Annotated in this window: 18 protein-coding genes and 1 tRNA gene; 10 read left to right on the forward strand and 9 right to left on the reverse strand. The window is 64.5% G+C overall.

All coding sequences use genetic code 11. The features are described 5' to 3' along the window. Nucleotides 1-456 precede the first annotated feature (456 nt). The 4 genes from C441_RS02110 (at nucleotide 457) to C441_RS02125 (ending at nucleotide 2,335) form a co-directional block, all read left to right on the forward strand. Nucleotides 457-1,344 (forward strand): DUF5794 domain-containing protein, encoded by an 888-nt coding sequence (locus C441_RS02110; protein WP_007273570.1) that lies wholly within the window; start codon nucleotides 457-459, stop codon nucleotides 1,342-1,344. Nucleotides 1,345-1,386: 42 nt separating this feature from the next. Then, a complete protein-coding gene (locus C441_RS02115) occupies nucleotides 1,387-1,773 on the forward strand; it encodes a secondary thiamine-phosphate synthase enzyme YjbQ (RefSeq protein ID WP_007273571.1) in 387 nt (128 codons plus the stop codon). A gap of 101 nt (nucleotides 1,774-1,874) precedes the next feature. Continuing rightward, a complete protein-coding gene (locus tag C441_RS02120; protein ID WP_013035372.1) occupies nucleotides 1,875-2,102 on the forward strand; it encodes a DUF5795 family protein in 228 nt (75 codons plus the stop codon). A 56-nt stretch (nucleotides 2,103-2,158) separates the two neighbouring features. Continuing rightward, nucleotides 2,159-2,335, forward strand: a tRNA-Trp gene (locus tag C441_RS02125). Nucleotides 2,336-2,628: 293 nt separating this feature from the next. Here the strand turns inward: C441_RS02125 and C441_RS02130 are convergent. The 4 genes from C441_RS02130 to C441_RS02145 form a co-directional block, all read right to left on the reverse strand. Further along, complete coding sequence (locus C441_RS02130; protein ID WP_007273572.1) at nucleotides 2,629-3,033, reverse strand: HVO_A0114 family putative DNA-binding protein; 405 nt, start codon at nucleotides 3,031-3,033, stop codon at nucleotides 2,629-2,631. A 23-nt stretch (nucleotides 3,034-3,056) separates the two neighbouring features. After that, nucleotides 3,057-3,362, reverse strand: coding sequence for a toxin-antitoxin system TumE family protein (locus C441_RS02135; protein WP_007273573.1), 306 nt, complete (start codon nucleotides 3,360-3,362; stop codon nucleotides 3,057-3,059). Between the two features lie 156 nt (nucleotides 3,363-3,518). After that, the gene (locus C441_RS19420; protein ID WP_152420678.1) at nucleotides 3,519-4,841 is read right to left on the reverse strand and encodes a HEPN domain-containing protein; all 1,323 of its coding nucleotides are present in this window, start codon (nucleotides 4,839-4,841) and stop codon (nucleotides 3,519-3,521) included. A gap of 297 nt (nucleotides 4,842-5,138) precedes the next feature. Continuing rightward, nucleotides 5,139-5,396, reverse strand: a complete 258-nt coding sequence (locus C441_RS02145; protein WP_007273575.1) for a hypothetical protein — start codon at nucleotides 5,394-5,396, stop codon at nucleotides 5,139-5,141. Between the two features lie 105 nt (nucleotides 5,397-5,501). On the opposite strand from C441_RS02145, the gene C441_RS02150 reads away from it, so the two are divergent. The 3 genes from C441_RS02150 to C441_RS02160 all read left to right on the forward strand — a co-directional run bounded on the left by C441_RS02150 (nucleotide 5,502) and on the right by C441_RS02160 (nucleotide 7,860). Further along, nucleotides 5,502-5,882 (forward strand): hypothetical protein, encoded by a 381-nt coding sequence (locus C441_RS02150; RefSeq protein WP_007273576.1) that lies wholly within the window; start codon nucleotides 5,502-5,504, stop codon nucleotides 5,880-5,882. Nucleotides 5,883-5,971: 89 nt separating this feature from the next. Further along, nucleotides 5,972-6,457, forward strand: a complete 486-nt coding sequence (hdrA, locus tag C441_RS02155) for a dihydrofolate reductase HdrA (protein ID WP_007273577.1) — start codon at nucleotides 5,972-5,974, stop codon at nucleotides 6,455-6,457. A 98-nt stretch (nucleotides 6,458-6,555) separates the two neighbouring features. After that, nucleotides 6,556-7,860, forward strand: a complete 1,305-nt coding sequence (locus tag C441_RS02160) for an MFS transporter (protein WP_007273578.1) — start codon at nucleotides 6,556-6,558, stop codon at nucleotides 7,858-7,860. On the opposite strand, the gene C441_RS02165 is transcribed toward C441_RS02160, so the two are convergent. From C441_RS02165 to C441_RS02185, 5 genes are all read right to left on the reverse strand, one after another. Then, a complete protein-coding gene (locus C441_RS02165) occupies nucleotides 7,857-8,954 on the reverse strand; it encodes a glycosyltransferase family 4 protein (protein ID WP_007273579.1) in 1,098 nt (365 codons plus the stop codon). The genes C441_RS02160 and C441_RS02165 overlap by 4 nt on opposite strands. 1 nt (nucleotide 8,955) lies before the next feature. Next, nucleotides 8,956-9,333: a 6-pyruvoyl trahydropterin synthase family protein gene (locus tag C441_RS02170; RefSeq protein ID WP_007273580.1), complete on the reverse strand. Its 378-nt coding sequence runs from the start codon at nucleotides 9,331-9,333 to the stop codon at nucleotides 8,956-8,958. A 6-nt stretch (nucleotides 9,334-9,339) separates the two neighbouring features. After that, complete coding sequence (locus C441_RS02175; RefSeq protein WP_007273581.1) at nucleotides 9,340-10,338, reverse strand: zinc-binding dehydrogenase; 999 nt, start codon at nucleotides 10,336-10,338, stop codon at nucleotides 9,340-9,342. A gap of 3 nt (nucleotides 10,339-10,341) precedes the next feature. Further along, the gene (locus tag C441_RS02180; RefSeq protein WP_007273582.1) at nucleotides 10,342-11,127 is read right to left on the reverse strand and encodes a GTP cyclohydrolase III; all 786 of its coding nucleotides are present in this window, start codon (nucleotides 11,125-11,127) and stop codon (nucleotides 10,342-10,344) included. Between the two features lie 70 nt (nucleotides 11,128-11,197). Beyond that, nucleotides 11,198-11,452: a hypothetical protein gene (locus C441_RS02185; RefSeq protein WP_007273583.1), complete on the reverse strand. Its 255-nt coding sequence runs from the start codon at nucleotides 11,450-11,452 to the stop codon at nucleotides 11,198-11,200. Nucleotides 11,453-11,530: 78 nt separating this feature from the next. Here C441_RS02185 and C441_RS02190 point away from each other — a divergent pair, with 78 nt between their 5' ends. From C441_RS02190 to C441_RS20460, 3 genes are all read left to right on the forward strand, one after another. After that, nucleotides 11,531-12,313 (forward strand): HAD-IIA family hydrolase, encoded by a 783-nt coding sequence (locus C441_RS02190; protein ID WP_007273584.1) that lies wholly within the window; start codon nucleotides 11,531-11,533, stop codon nucleotides 12,311-12,313. 108 nt (nucleotides 12,314-12,421) lie between these two features. Further along, nucleotides 12,422-13,018, forward strand: coding sequence for a DJ-1/PfpI family protein (locus C441_RS02195; protein ID WP_004063616.1), 597 nt, complete (start codon nucleotides 12,422-12,424; stop codon nucleotides 13,016-13,018). Between the two features lie 78 nt (nucleotides 13,019-13,096). Further along, nucleotides 13,097-13,231 (forward strand): hypothetical protein, encoded by a 135-nt coding sequence (locus tag C441_RS20460; RefSeq protein ID WP_004968055.1) that lies wholly within the window; start codon nucleotides 13,097-13,099, stop codon nucleotides 13,229-13,231. Nucleotides 13,232-13,279: the final 48 nt, after the last annotated feature.

The following is a 13,279-nucleotide window of genomic DNA, read 5'->3' on the forward strand; positions in this document are numbered from 1 at the left end:
CAAGACCTTCGTGAATAATCACCATATTCACGAACGTGTACCACGAGTTTTCCGAGATTTCAGAGTACAGCCGACGAATCATTGCCTTCGTTTATAAACAAGGCAGAAATTCCTGTGTCCCGTGCGGTCGTATCCCACACAACGTTTAATACTCCTGTCCTATTGTAATCTCGTATGGACTCCACGCGTCCCGCCGCATCGCGCATTGCCGGTCAAACGACCTCCGACTCCGGCATTCTCTTTACAGCGATGTGGCAGACATTTAAACGGGAGTTCAATATCGGACGAAACGGGCTTCGCGTGCGGAGCGCCCGTACCCCGTTGTCCGAATTGCGATCCTATCGCCGCTTAGGCCATGGTGACGGCCAGTAACATCGAATGAGTGTCTCACGCCACCCAGTCGCCCTTCGCCTCGAGCAACAGGTCGGGGGTGCCACCCGACTGCTCGCCACCGTCATGGGACTGCCCCTCATCGACGGTATCTTCCCCGCACTCATCATCGCGGGGGCGTTGACGACTTCAGCGGGCGACCCCTCGATTGCGGGCATCCTCCAGACCGGGCTCCTCATCTTCGGCGGCTCCGCGACGGTCGCGGTCATCCTCGCCGAGATGGACGGCACGCGCCGCGAACAGCTCACGTCCATCCTCCTGCTCGGCGCGCTGCTCATCCCGGTCGCCGTCGCCGAAGCCGCCGTCGCCGAGACCATCGAGACGCTCCTGAACTTCGAGGTGTTCCACCGCTTCGCCGGCCTCGTCATCCTCGCCGTGGCGGCGAAGACGGCCTCCTCGAAGGTCGGCGAGTACCTCCCGTCGCCGAGCGTCATCATCGGCCTCGGCCTCGTCGCGAGCTTCAACCCCGCCGGGTTCGAACTCATCGTCACCCCCGACCCGATGCGTCTGCTCAGCGCCGGCGCGGCGGCCGGCACGGGCGTCGGCTTCGCCGGTGCCGTCGCGCTGTTCGCCCCGCGGCTCCGCGGCAACGTCGACATCGACCTCTTCCGCTTCGGAAGCTCGGTCGCCCTCGGCATGCTGGCGCTCGAAGTGCTCGGCCTGATGCCGACGCAGGCGCCCGTCGCCCTCGGCGTCCTCGGCGTCACCGCGCTGTTCGCGTTCGACCCCGGCTCCGACGGCGCTGACCTCGACGAGTTCGTCGACGACGCCCCCGCCACCGAGTCGGCCACGCCCGACGCCAACGCCAACGGGGCGGTCGCCGACGGCGGCGACGACGTCGAGACGTCCGAGGACTACGACGCGCTGGTCGACGACGACGACGACGATAACGACGGCTCCGCTCCGGGGTACGGCTACCCCGGCGAAGAGGAGTCCCGCGCGCCCTGGCTGTAACCCGCCGGGCGACTTTTTCTCCCGGCAGACCAAGCCCGTCGCATGCGACGGACCTTCGATATCCGAACCGAGCGCCGGCTTCAGGTCGTCGATGTGACCGACGAAGTCGAGGCGGCGCTTCCGCTGGGGGACGACGGCGCCTGTACGGTCTTCTCGAAACACACGACGACCGGCGTCTGCGTCAACGAGGCCGAGTCGCGGCTTCTCGGCGACATCGAGTCGATGCTCGCCGAGGCGGTCCCCGACGACGGCTGGGCCCACGACGAACTCGACGGCAACGCCGATGCGCACCTCCGGGCGCTCCTCGTCGGCAACGGCGTCTCGATACCCGTCGCCGACGGCAACCTCGACCTCGGCCGGTGGCAGTCGGTCCTCCTCGTGGAGTGCGACGGCCCGCGCACCCGGACCGTGACGGTAGCGACGCCCTGAATCCTCTCGGGGTGCGGTCTCGTGGACGACGGAGTTGTCGACTCCCAACCGACGCCGACCGCTGGCGGAGGGCTTACTTACTTCGGGACGGTTGCACGGGTATGAGCAACCGCGTCGTACAAGGACGGATGGTCACGCCCGAGACGCTCGCCGAACTCGTCGAGGGCGAGCGCCCGATGGACGCCGAGCCGATTCAGGACGCCGACTTCGACTGCCCGGAGTGCGGCGAGAACGTCATCCAGGTGGGCTACATGCCGAGCGTGACGGAGTTCGTGACAGCCTACAAGTGTCAGGAGTGCGACTGGGCCGACGACGACCGCGACGAGTAGAATCGAAACCCCTTTAAGAAAAATCGCCATACGAGAGAGTGCAGACAGAACGAATCGGGGCTGTGGCCAAGCCCGGCATGGCGACTGACTCCAGAGGCTTGGCGCCCGGGACGACACTCCAGCTGATATACTGAGCGACCGACTGATCATCGGTCGTGTTGACGACCCTCTGGAGTTCCGAGGTGCCCACCGGAGATATCAGTCGATCGGGGGTTCAAATCCCTCCGGCCCCATACCTAAAATAACCTTTTTGTTGGGAGTAATAAAGGAAGAGAGCAACTGCGCTAACCTTACGTTAGTCCCCTCTCAGGCGGTGATTCCGCGTGAGTCTCGCGCCCTCAAAGCACGCGGGAGAATGCGCTGAAGCCGACCAGATTTAGCGCGTCGACGGCTTTGAAGCCGCATCGAAGTCCGAAGGCGACCCGTCGTCGGTATCTCGGTGCGCTCGAACGGTACCGACTCATCGAACAAGAAGACGCGACGCGAGGGACCCGGTATCGGCTCGTCGAGCCGTGATTCTCACAGGCTACGGTGCGGCGGCACCGACGTTGTTGTTCGAATCCTTGAACGGAAGGTCGATTTCGAGACCGTCGTAGGCTAATACTGGTTTCTTCGGGAGTCCCGGCCCACCGCCTTCGAAGTCGATGACACCGATATCGGCCAGCTCGGTCAGATTTCGATGGACCTGCTTGTAGTCACGGTCCACCAACTCCGCGGCTTCGCGGATGCTGTCAGGCTCGGACTCGGAGATCGCCTCTAGCAGTTCGAGATTCTTCGGGCTGAGCAGTCGACTGAGTTCTGCGAACGAGTCGAAGTTCAGCACCGGCTGAGCGTCTTCGAGTTCTTCGCCTGCTTGTGCCGCTTTGAGCCGCTGTCTCGTGCTTTTGTCGAGGTCGTTCCCCTCACCAACCGTCACTTTGAGCTTCGTCATGTTTGTCTCCTCTCCGTGATTTCTCACGTTTCCCAGTCCCAAGAGATGGACGACATCTCCTCGGCCTCTTCTTTGAAGCGGTCGTAGAGCGTCAGCATCCCAGGGAAGTCGATTATCTCGACTTCGGACCCGGCATGTCGCTCGTGACCTTTCGTCCGTTCGTGGGCGTTGTCGTACCGGAGGATGGTGTCCCCAGCAATCTTGCCGAGATGGAGGCTGTAGTCCCACCCACTAGGATACGTTTCGTCCTCCGTTTGGCGGATGGTTACATTGACGACGTAGTCGTCTTTGACAGCCTTCCAGTCTGCAATCGTGATGTAGGGCGCCATCCGTTATCCTATGTTATTGGGTCCATAGGAATAAGCCTATGGACTTATCCACATATGTCCCCCGGTGGCTCTGTTGAAATCTCAGTTGATGCCGTGCTGAATACGAACGTATATCCCAGTCCCAGTATGTGGTCGCACAGCCAACCTCAAGAGCTCTCACTCAGGGAAGCTAACTTCCAGATGGTTCTTCTCAATCTCATCAGCTAATTCTCTCAGAATAGCGCCATGTCCATCGTAATCATCCCGATTCTCTAAGAAAAACAGAAGCAAACGTTCCACATAACGCCGAGCAGTCTCCAGAGAATCCTCACCTAGTGTGGTTTTACCACCTCCATGAGCGACACCCCAGACGCCGCTCCGCTCATCGTAGAGATTACTGAACCCATCGAAGATGTTCTGCCTCTCCTCAAAATCGTCTCCTAAAATGATTGCCACACGTTGTGCCAGCATGTTCTTTGAAAGATTACTCTTGCCAGAACAGAGCGCCTCAGCGACTATCATCAAATCGGCAAATGCAACTCTATCGCTCTCACGGATATAGCTTGAATTGAACCGCTCGACGGACATCTTTTGGTTTGGCTCCATTGATTCGAAATCCATCGATTTTAGCATATCATAGAGGCGTTTCAGTTCGTCAATATCGGTTGCCTCCATGCTCCCTACAACAAACAAAGGCCGTACAGTCCGTCGTCTCGTCGTGATCTCTCCTCCCCATGCGCAGGGTGAGTGGTCATAGTGATTTGAATACCCGACATCACCCGGAAACGCCAATCTAAGAGCTGTAATAACACTCCTGATTCTGTGCTGTGCCTCTCGGAGCTCTTCAAAACCAATATTCCCACAACCGATGCTATTCACAGTCTTCTCTACAACCTGCTCAAATTCGAACAAGAAATGGGTCGATGTATCGTCCCAGTCTTCTGGTATGGATCCACCCATCGGAGATTCAAAGTCCGTGACTAACTCTATGTCTGACTTCTGTACTCTTCGAATTCGACTTTTATCGTCTAACTCGATTAGCTCGCCTTCATAGCTTAGACCATGAAGCGGAACGAAACTTCGAACCAAAAACTCCTCGGCAAGTAGATCTCTTTTGTATTCTAGATAGACTTTTTCAAATTCATGGTCAGTAAATGTGAGATTCCGATTGTTTTCTGCAAATACATTCACTGCAAAACCAATTAAAATCTCACCTAAACCTCTCCGATTGTTATGGTACTTCGAAATTACCTCGTAGTTTCCGATCGCAAAATCGAGACACTCATCATATTCCGCTAAATCACGAATCGCCTTGTGTCGTTGATAGAAGAACTTCTCAAATTTGAGCCGAACATCATCGCGCCATGTGATCTCCCCACGATCATATTCTAAAATCTGTTTCGTAGGTTGTTTTTCAACAAGATGAAATTCGTCAGCAAGTTCATCTTGGACGGCGTCAACGAATGCTCGGAATTTCTCTTTTAATTCCGGTTCCTGCATATTCTACGCGGTTCGTATCATATTGACATATATCTCTGGGTGGGGAAACGCCACCCAGACTGATTCGCTCATCTTGCCAATCGACAGACTGCGCTAGGATTCGTTCATTCGCCCAGTTTCGCTCATTCGAAAGAAGAGACGCGAGAGTGCGACAAAGCCGGGGATCAGAACGTCGAATCCTTCCGGGGCACTTAATGTCAATTCTAACGCAGGGTTTTAACACGGAGTAGCGACGCTCTCGCGTGGGTTCTCTCCCACTCGGGAGACGGTTGCCCCACGAGACTCACGAACCCGTACTCACAGGAGAAGCGCGAGGGTACCCAGCGCGACGCCCGCGGCCACGACGACCACCAGCCGAACCGCCTGCTCGTCGGGCACGCGAAAAACGCCCGCCGCCATCACCGAGGCGAACGCGCCGAGGAGCGCGCCCCGGAGAACCCCGGCCGCGCCCGCGACTGAGTCCGCCGGAACCAACACGCTGAGCGCGACCAGTCCCGCGAGTCCGACGAGAACCAACGCGCCGTCGCGCCGGAGGTCACGCGGCTGTTTCTCCATCGCGCTGAGTTAGTGTGCTCTGTTTGAAAAGTATTGGTGCCCGTCCCGGAAGATATTACCACAAAAATACCAATCGATTATAGTCGCTCGGGGTGACGGCGCGGTATGGTACGGGACACAGCGCATCGACTCGCCGAGTATCTGAGCAGGCGCATCGGCGACGGGCTTCGGACGGTCGTCATCGCCGCCGGCGACGACTACGAACTGGAATACATCCGCGACGACCTCTCGGAGCGGTACACCGAACGGACGCTGGGGGAGGCCGTCTCCGACCTCAGCGTCGAGACGCCGTTCACAACTCCCGGTGCCGACTCGCATCCGGCCGGCGAGCGCCGCGCCGTCGTCTACTACTACGAGAACGCGTTCGTCCTGCAGTTTCCCTTCTCCGAGGCGGAGCGAATCATCATCAGCATCGGAACCGACGCGGGGACCGACCTCCTGCGGTTCATCGAGGACTGCCGGCGCATCGTCGACCGGAACAACTGAGCACCGGGGCGTTCGCGTCGCGGGCCCGCCGGCCGCGGCGACGTCGCCGGGGCACAACGATTTTCTCTCAGGCGGCCGAGGGGAGAGTGATGGAACTCGTCTCTGTCGCCGCGCTCGCCGAGAACCGCGTCATCGGCCGCGACGGCGAACTCCCGTGGCCGAGTATCCCCGCCGACAAGGAGCAGTACCGCGCCCGCATCGCCGACGACCCGGTCGTCCTCGGTCGGGCGACGTTCGAGTCGATGCTCGACGACCTGCCGGGGAGCGCCCAAATCGTCATGAGCCGAAGCGAGCGGTCGTTTTCGGTCGACACCGCCCGCCGCGCGGCGAGCGTCGAGGACGCGGTGGACATCGCGGCGTCGCTGGGCGCGGAGACGGCCTACGTCATCGGCGGCGCGGCCATCTACGCCCTGTTTCAGCCCCACCTCGACCGGATGGTGCTGAGTCGCGTCCCCGGCGAGTACGAGGGCGACGCGTTCTACCCCGAGTGGGACGACGACGAGTGGGAACTCGACTCGGAGACGGACTACGAGGGTTTCACGCTCCAAGAGTGGGTCCGGGCCGACCGCGACTGAGGTCGAGGCCACGCCCGCACGGCCGGCGTCCGCGTACCTCGCGGCGAGGGTCGCTGGGTCACGTAGCTTGATACGCCGGAATGCCGTAGCGGGCGACGATGCGTCCGAACGTCGACACGCGGATTCTCGCGCTCGCGTTGGCTCGGATGGTCGACGCCCTCGCCAACTCGTTTCTGGTCGTCGTCCTCCCGTTGTACATCGGGAGCCAACTGGTGTCGATGCCCTCGTTCGTCGGGACGACGCTCTCTCTCGGTCCCGTTGGGGTGCCCCTCTCGACCGAACTCCTCATCGGAATCGTGCTCTCGCTTTTCGGCTTTCTCAACAGCTTGAGCCAGCCGTTCACGGGGTCTCTGTCTGACCGGACGGGACGCCGGCGGGTCTTTCTCCTGACCGGCCTCGCGCTCGTCGCCGTCGGGAGCGCCGGCTACCTCGTGTTCACGGACTACGGCTCGATACTCGTCATGCGCGCGTTGCAGGGCATCGGCGCGGCGTTCACCATCCCGGTCACGGTGGCGCTCGTGAACGAACTCTCCGGCGAGGACGAACGCGGCGGCAACTTCGGGCTGTTCAACACCTTCCGACTGCTCGGCTTCGGGACCGGCCCGCTCGTCGCCGGCGGGGTCGTCACCGCCGGCCCCTACTCGCTCGCCGGCGTCGAGCTCTCCGGCTTCGACGCCGCGTTCCTCGTCGCCGTCGTCGGCGCGGCGGTCAGCTTCGTCCTCATCGTACTGCTCATCGAGGACCCCGAACGGACCGACAGCGAGGCGGCCGACGACATCTCGCTTTCGGTGCGGAACCCAGACGGGTCCGGCCTCGACCCGGTGTTCGCCCTCGGCGTCGCCACCGTCGTGATGGCGCTGAGCATCGCCATGTACGCCCCGCTGGCCAACGTCATCAACGAGCGCCTCGACCAGGGGACGTTCCTGTTTTCGGTGCAGTTCGGCGCGACCGTCCTCGCCAACGTGGTCTTCCAGTACCCAATCGGCCGGCTGAGCGACCGCTACGGGCGGCGACCGTTCCTCGTCGGCGGCTTCGTCCTCCTGTTGCCGACGACGCTCGCACAGGGGTTCGTCCAAACGCCGGGGCTGATGATTCTCGCGCGGTTCCTGCAGGGCGTCGCGGTCGCGGCCGTCTTCGCCCCCTCGCTCGCCCTCGCGGGCGACCTCGCCAAGGCGGGGCAGTCGGGGTCGACGCTCTCGATTCTCACGATGGGGTTCGGCCTCGGCGTCGCCATCGGCGCGCTGTTTTCGGGCGTCCTCGTCGGCTTCGGCTTCGCGGTCCCCTTCGTGGCCGCGACGGCGCTCGGCGCGGTCGGACTCCTCCTCGTCTACACGCAGGTGGGAGAAACCGTCGATGCCGACGGCGGTGGCGGCGGTGGCAGTCCCGCGCCCGCCGGCGGCTAATCGCGGTTCGGGTGCGACGCCGCGTCTGCATCCCCAACGATATCGCACAGGAATGACCGAATCGCCGCCGCCGTCTCGTCCCACGTCGGATGCGCGAGGAATCGGTCGCGCGCCGAAAGCGACAGCGACTGCAGTCGCCGGCGATTCCGACACAGCGGCGACACGGCGTCGGTGATTTCGGCCGAGTCGGTCGGGTCGACGAGAAAGCCGTTTTCGCGGTGGGTGACGAGTTCGCTCGCGCCGCCGGCCGACGAGACGAGCGCCGGGAGGCCGAACCCCATCGCCTCGACCGCGGCGATGCCGAACCCCTCGTAGTGCGAGGGGAGCGCGAACAGGTGCGACGCCCGGAGCGCCGCCGCGAGGTCGGCGTCCGAGAGCCGGCCCGCGAACGTCACGCGGTCGTCGATGTCGCGGTCGACCGCGAGGTCGGAAAGGGAGTCGGCGTAGTCGGCGTCGACCGCCGCGCCGACGACCGTTAGCTCCCAGTCGCCGCGAACGCGGGCGAGGCCGCGGAGCAGGCCGTCGACGTTCTTCCGCGGTTCGAGGTTGCAGACCGTGACGATTCGGAGCGCCCCGTCGGCGGCGCGCGCCCGTATCTCGTCGGCGCCGAGGGGAGCGCCGAACGACGAAAAGCGGTCGCCGGCCGGGTACGCCACGACGCTCGGGTCGGGGTCGGTGACGGCCGCGACCGTCCGTTTCGTCGTCTCGCTGTTGAACACGAACGCGTCGGCGGAGCGGAGGTAGCGACGCTCGACCGCGCGGCGGGCGCGCCGTCGCCACCACCGAAACCGCTCCAGCGAGTGGAGGTGGTGGACGACCGAGACGACCGGAACGTCGTCGGCGAGCAGGGCGTTCGGGCCGACGAGCGAGGGGTGACACAGTTCGTCCTGCAAGAGCACGTCCGCGTCGAGGTCGCGGAGGCGGCGGACGGCGGTGAGATTGTCTCGGAACCGCTTTCGGTACGGCCGCTCGGGGAGCGAGACGACCGTCACGTCGTCGCCGGCGGCGCGGAGCCCGCGGACGAGTTCGGTGTCGTAGCGATAGCCGCCGGAGCGGCCGTCGAGCGGGCCGTAGACGACGAGGGCGACTCGCACGTCAGAGCGGGGTCTCGTAGGTCGCGCTCGCCACGTCGTCCTCCCAGACGCGGACGGAGACGTGTTCGGGGGCGTCGAGCGAGGCCGCCTCGACGAATCGCTCGCACACCTCGCGCGCGAAGCGCTCGACGCTCGGGTTCTGCCCGGCGAACTCCACGAGTTCGTTCATCGTCTCGTCGCGGTAGCGGGACAGCGTCGCGTCCAGCGCGGCCTTCACGTCGTCGATGTCGACGAGGTAGCCGTACTCGTCGAGCTCCGGGCCCGAGAGTTCGACCTCGACGGTGAACGCGTGAGAGTGCAACTCACCCTCCGGGCCGGGGTTCGGAACCGTCAGGTAGTGCTGGGCGATGAGGTCCCTGCGAACCGAGACGCGGTACATGAACTGTCAACAGTTCCGGTAGGTAAAGAGGATTTGGACGGCCTCGTCGGGGGCGTCTTCGAGGAGTCGGTAAGCGCGCGCGGCGGCATCGACGTCGATTCGGTGGGTCACGAGGGGGTCCAGCGGGAGGTCTTCGAGGTGGTCCCACGCCAACGAAAAGCGGCGGTCGGCGTCCCAGCGCCCCCGGAGGTCGGGGTCGATGGTGCTGACCTGACTGCTCTCGACGCTGATGCGCGAGCGGTGGAACCGCCCGCCGAGGTCGAGCGTGGCGGGCTTCGTGCCGTACCACGACCCGACGACGACCCGGCCGTCGTACCGCGTCACCGACAGCGCGTCGTCGAGCGCGTCGGGGTCGCCCGAGAGTTCGAGCGTCAGGTCGGCCCCGTCGGCGGGGGCGTCGAGCGACTCGGGGTGGACCGCCTCGTCGGCGCCGAGCCCCTCGGCGATGGCCCGGCGCTCGGCAACGCAGTCGACCGCGGTCAGGCTCCCGAGCGGGAACTGTGCGAGGAGCGCGGTGGTCACGAGGCCGACGACGCCCTGTCCGAAGACGACGACGTGCTCGCCGATGAGCGGCCGGCCGTCCATCACGAAGTTGAGCGCGGTCTCCATCGTCGGCAACAGCGCGGCGCGCTCGTCGGTCACGCCGTCGGGGACGGAGATGAGTTCCGAGGGAGCGGCGAGAAAGCGGCTCTCGTGGGGGTTGAACGCGAAGACGCGGCTCCCGAGCCGCGAGTCGGGCACGTCGTCGCCGACGGCCTCGATTTCGCCGACGGCGGCGTAGCCGTAGCGGAGCGGAAACGAGAGGTCGCCGTCGAGCGCCGCGATTGACTCGTCGGCGTCGAGGTCGGTCGGGGCCTCGCCGCGGTAGACGAGCCGCTCGGTCCCGGAGCTCACGGCGGAGGTCAGCGTGCGGACGCGGACCTCGCCGGGGCCGGGGGCGGGCACGTCGCGGTCGCGGACCTCGACGCGTTCGGGGGCCACGAAGTAGACCGCGCGACCCTCCATCGCTCAGTCGTCTGCGGTCTCGACGGCGGCGTCGGCGAACTCGACGGTCGTGCCGCGGTGGCGGCAGTCTTCGAGCGCGTGCTTCGCCGCGAAGCCGGCCTCGTGGGCGTTCGACGCCGTGCCGACGCCGACTTTGAGTTCCACGTCCGCCTCGGCCTCGACGTGGTCGATGGCGTCGCGGTACTGGTCTTCCGTGAGGTCGGGCGTGACCGAGATGATGTTGTCGCCGCCGACGAAGAACGACAGCGCGCCGTGTTCCTCCCGCAGGTGGCGCATGAGCGACGCGTAGCCCTGTTCGATGTGGATGAACGTGTCGAACTCGTTGAGGCGGTCGGTGTACTTGCCCGTCGCGTCGTTCACGTCGAAGTGCGCGATTTGGAGGTCGGTGTCCGAGCGGTCGGCCTCTGGGAGGGTCTCACCGGAGAGGACTTCGCGGCGGTCGCCGTCCTGTGCGCTCCCGACGCGCTGGATGCGGTCGGTGGCGCGTTCGAGCGCCACCGCGGGCGACCGGTCGACGCCGATGCCGAGACTGAGCGTCACGGGATAGCGGTTCGCGATAGACTCCTGCAACAGTTCGTGGTCGTCGCGGTCGAGCCCGTTCGTGACCGCGACCATGTTGTCGAACCGGGTGAAAAACGCGTACCCGTCGCGAGAGCCGACGAACTGGGCCAAGTCGGCGAAGAGCCGCGACTGGAGCGTCTGGAGGTCCATCTCCCGCCGCGGGTCCGGAGTGACCGTCCACGGCCCGTAGTTGTCGATTTGGACGAGTGTCAACTGCGTGTTCGTCACGGTAGACGAGTAGGGCGACGCGCATATTGGTCTTTGGTTCTGTGACGGTTCCGCCGCAACCCCGAGCCGCTCAGCCCCCCGACTCCCGAATCGTCCGGCTGGCGACCACGTCGAGCACCGCCCACGTCACCAGCCACACGCCGACCGACAGGAGGGCGATAGCCGTCGTCGACAACAGCGGGACGACGACGGAGACCGTGGCCACGATGGAGAAGGTCAGAAACACCGCGACCATCGCGGTCACGAGCCCGTAGACGCCGACGGCGCTGTTGCCGGTCGCCGGGCCGCGAAGCCACCCGGTCAATCGCTTCGAAGAGACATCCATGCGACGACATATGTCACCAACGAACATAATGGTTCTCTCGGGCGAACGTTCAACAGCCCCGACTCCCTACCGAGGACGATGGACTACCGAGGTGTCGTCTTCGACGTCGACGGAACCGTCGTCCGCGGTGACGAAGCGATTCCGGGCGCGCTCGACGGGCTCGCCGCCGTCGACGCCGCCGGACTCGACCGACTGTTCGTCTCGAACAACCCGACGAAAGCGCCCGTCGCCTACGAGGCGCGGCTCCGCCGGGCAGGCATCGAGGCGACCGCCGACGAGGTGGTCACCTCCGGCACGACGACGACGGCGTACCTCGCCGACCGGCATCCCGGCGCGCGGACGTTCGCCATCGGCGAGGCGGGCTTCCGCGACCAACTCCGCGACGCCGGCCTCGAACTCGTCGGCCCCGGCGACGACCCCGCGGTCGTCGTCGTCGCCATCGACCGCGAGTTCCACTACGACGACCTCAGCGACGCCAACCGCGCGCTCCGCGGCGGGGCCGCCTTCTACGGCACCGACCCCGACGTCATCATCCCGACCGCCGACGGCGACATCCCCGGGTCGGGCGCGATTATCAACGCCGTCGCGGGCGTCGCCGAGCGCGACCCCGACGCGATTCTCGGCAAGCCCTCGCGGGTCGCACAGGAGTACGTCCTCGACAGGCTCGACCTGCCGCCCGAGGAGGTTCTCATCGTCGGCGACCGCCTCGACACCGACATCGCGTTCGGCCTCGACGCGGGCATGGGCACCGCGCTCGTCCGAACCGGCGTGACCGACGACGCGACGCTCGCGGCGAGCGAGTACGAACCCGACCACGTCCTCGACGACCTCGGCGACATCGGGCGCATCGTCTCGGAATAGCTCGGGTCGGCCGTGAGAGTGGCCGAACCTCGACTTTCGGGCCGCCGCCATCCCCACCTGCACAATCGTTATCGTTCTGACGCGACAACTACCGACTGGGTGATGCCCATGTCCGGAAAGAAGATTCTGCTCCTCGCCGGCGACTTCGTCGAGGACTACGAGATTATGGTACCGTTTCAGGCGCTCCAGATGGTGGGTCACGAGGTCCACGCGGTGTGCCCCGAAAAGGAGGACGGCGACCGGTGTAAGACCGCCGTCCACGACTTCCGCGGCGACCAGACGTATCTGGAGACCCGCGGCCACGACTTCGCGCTGAACGCGACGTTCGCCGATATCGACCCCGCGGACTACGACGCGCTTGTCGTCCCCGGCGGCCGCGCGCCGGAGTATCTCCGCGGCTACGACGAGGTGCTGGACGCCGTCCGGCACTTCTTCGACGAGGGCAAGCCGGTCGCCGCAATCTGCCACGGCCCGCAGATTCTCGCCGCCGCGGGCGTCCTCGACGGCTACGAGATGACCGCCTACCCCGCCGTCCGCGCGGAAGTCGAGCGCGCGGGCTGTTCGTGGGTCGACGAGGTGACCGTCGACGGCAACCTCGTCACCGGACAGGCGTGGCCGGACCACCCCGAGTGGCTGGCGGCGTTCCTCGACGTGCTCGGCACCGAAATCAGCCACGAACCGGCCGCGGCGGCCGCGGACGACTGATTCGGCGCGACGCTCACACGATATCGCGTGTGAGAATGTCTGACAAAGATTTTTATTAGGGGCGACGAAGGGAGTGGTATGGAAGAGCCGAACAGCCCGTACTTCCGCGAACAGGTCGACGACGTCGTCGAATCGGACCCCCAAGACCGCGAGGTTATCATCGTGGAAGGCGAGGCTATGAGTCTTCGAAGCTATAAGAAGCGCCGCTACTGACCGGCGGGGCGGCCCCGAGTCCGCCGCGACACCCGTCGCTGGTGGCCT

The sequence above is a fragment of the Haloferax sulfurifontis ATCC BAA-897 genome, assembly GCF_000337835.1.
Taxonomy (GTDB): domain Archaea; phylum Halobacteriota; class Halobacteria; order Halobacteriales; family Haloferacaceae; genus Haloferax; species Haloferax denitrificans.